The sequence below is a fragment of the Chloroflexota bacterium genome, from assembly GCA_011322445.1.
Classification (GTDB): domain Bacteria; phylum Chloroflexota; class Anaerolineae; order Anaerolineales; family DRMV01; genus DRMV01.
The window spans coordinates 1-1,948 of record DRMV01000025.1 but is presented as its reverse complement, the minus strand read 5'-3'; the positions used below and the strand labels follow the sequence as shown (position 1 = coordinate 1,948).

The 1,948-nt window shown below is 62.4% G+C and carries 5 protein-coding genes; all 5 read right to left on the bottom strand.

Annotated features, from left to right (window positions below; translation table 11 throughout):
- Window positions 1-169 precede the first annotated feature (169 nt).
- The gene (locus ENJ54_04545) at window positions 170-430 is read right to left on the bottom strand and encodes a hypothetical protein (protein HFC09114.1); all 261 of its coding nucleotides are present in this window, start codon (window positions 428-430) and stop codon (window positions 170-172) included.
- Window positions 431-432: 2 nt separating this feature from the next.
- Complete coding sequence (locus tag ENJ54_04540; protein ID HFC09113.1) at window positions 433-816, bottom strand: hypothetical protein; 384 nt, start codon at window positions 814-816, stop codon at window positions 433-435.
- The gene (locus ENJ54_04535; GenBank protein ID HFC09112.1) at window positions 809-1,150 is read right to left on the bottom strand and encodes a single-stranded DNA-binding protein; all 342 of its coding nucleotides are present in this window, start codon (window positions 1,148-1,150) and stop codon (window positions 809-811) included. The genes ENJ54_04540 and ENJ54_04535 overlap by 8 nt, the downstream gene beginning before the upstream one ends.
- A gap of 1 nt (window position 1,151) precedes the next feature.
- Window positions 1,152-1,337 carry a hypothetical protein gene (locus ENJ54_04530; GenBank protein ID HFC09111.1) on the bottom strand — a complete coding sequence of 62 codons (186 nt, stop codon included), beginning with the start codon at window positions 1,335-1,337 and terminating at the stop codon, window positions 1,152-1,154.
- Window positions 1,338-1,520: 183 nt separating this feature from the next.
- Window positions 1,521-1,948 (bottom strand): DNA adenine methylase (locus ENJ54_04525; GenBank protein HFC09110.1); only part of this gene is annotated, 428 nt, incomplete at its 5' end.

Genomic DNA, 1,948 nt, shown 5'->3' with positions numbered 1-1,948 from the left:
GGGGCGGGTGAGACGGGCGGCCAGTTGCCCCGCCGGTTTTGGCTGCACTAAGGCGCTTTGGCGCGGGGCAAGGGATGAGGATGTCAAAGGTTCTGGTAAAATAGTCATGGCAACACCACACTTTCTGTCTTTGCCCCGCGGGAACCGCCATTCCTGCGGGGCGCTTTTTTTATTCGCACCGGCGCACCATCTCGCCGTTTTCGATCACGATTTCAGTGCCGGTGACGATGTTGCGCCAGCGTGTGCCGTCCTCCCAGGTGCCCACCCGGACGCCGCGCTTGATGTCAATCAGGCGGAACAGTCGCCCCAGGAAGGCTTGTTCCGGGGTAGGGTCGTTGATGACCTGCCATTGGTATTCTCTTCCTTGCCCTTTCCCCGTGCGCCGCCGCTTGGAGGGGGCAGAACGGAATAGTCGCCCAGACACTTTCATTGCTACACCTCGTAGGGGGCAGGCTCCTCGTTCCGGTACACGCGGGCCGGTGAGGGGGTGGGGTAGGTCGGTTTCATAGCGCGGGCACCGCCGCCACCAAAAAAGCCTGTGCCGCTATCAGGGGCTGCTGTGAAGGTGTCGGGGTAATGGCTGGTTCCCGATGGAATATGAGTAGCGGGTCGAACGATAAGGCGGCGGGGGGCTTCTTCATCCGAAACCTCGACCACTTCCACTTCCCCAATCTTGCCCAGTTCGGGGGAAGTCAACACCAGCCGCCCGCCAAGCACGTGCTCGAAGAAGTACCGCTTGGCTTCGGGGTCGTCTTCGCCGCTGTGGGCGGTTTGGGGGTCGTAGGTCAGGCGCACGACCAAGTGAAGGCTACGCATCTTCGCCCTCCTTGCCGCCGTCCAGGAATTGCACCTCGCGGGCGGTGACGCGCAGGGCGGCATGGGCTTCGCCGTCTTTGCCAATCCATGCGCGGGCTTCGGGGCGTCCGCGTACCCACACGCGGCGGCCTTTCTTCAGGTACTGGTCGCACAGTTCGCCCAGTTTGCCCCACGCAGCCACGTCCACCCACTCGGTGGCCTCTTGCTGCTCACCCTGGGCGTCCTTCCAGCGGCGATTGACCGCCACCCGGAAGTTTGCCACCAGGCGGCCTTCGGAGGTGTAGCGGGCTTCAGGGTCGGCGGCCAAACGGCCAATGAATTGCATTTCGTACAAGTCAGACATGGTTCACCTCTTTGGCTTTGGTGTTCTGTTGGGCGGTGCACTGTTCGCAATGCACCATCTCGCGCCGAGGGCGGCGCGAAACCCAAACGGTATGACCACACTCCAACACGAGCATGTAGCGCCGATTGAACGGCGACTGCTCGATTTCAACGATTTTGCGATACACCTTTTGGGGCATGAGGTTCACTCCTCTCATTCTTTCTCGGCCTCACCACGGCCACCGTGCGCCCCTTTCGCCGGTACACGGCCACCACTTCGGGGCGGTAGCGGTCGAACCAACCCAGGGCTTCAGTCCACGTCATGCGGACGGGCTGGCCGGTTTCCCACGGTGGGGCGGGGAGGGGACAAGAAGGGCCAATGGTCATTGCACCGTCTCGAAGAGCGATGGCTGCGGCCCTGCTTTCTGCGCTGCGGGGTTGAGCCACAGGCATTCGCGGGCCTGACTGCCGTTCTGGTTGATGGTGCTCATACACCGGCGCACCCACCCCTTGGCTTCGTAGAGTTCCGCATACAGTGGATGGGCGTAGCCACTGAGCACCACCATGCCCTGAACGCCTTGCAGGGCTTCGGCTAATGCCCTGTGGTCGGCGTCCGCAAATTCGTACCGGTAAGCCTTGCGGAATTTGCCCCACTTGCTGCGGGTTTCGCCCAGGTAGGGCGGGTCGCAGTAGAACAGGGTCGAGGGCGCATCGTAGCGGCGCAGGATGGTTTGCCAGTCGGCGTTTTCAATGGTGACTTTTTTCAGCCGTTGCGCCGCGGCTACCACAGCCGCAGGAAGGCGGTTCCACT

Bases quoted from the DNA above. Each gene is read 5' to 3' on its own strand.
- ENJ54_04545 (HFC09114.1), bottom strand. From the start codon at position 430: ATGAAAGTGTCTGGGCGACTATTCCGTTCTGCCCCCTCCAAGCGGCGG.
- ENJ54_04540 (HFC09113.1), bottom strand. From the start codon at position 816: ATGCGTAGCCTTCACTTGGTCGTGCGCCTGACCTACGACCCCCAAACC.
- ENJ54_04530 (HFC09111.1), bottom strand. From the start codon at position 1,337: ATGCCCCAAAAGGTGTATCGCAAAATCGTTGAAATCGAGCAGTCGCCG.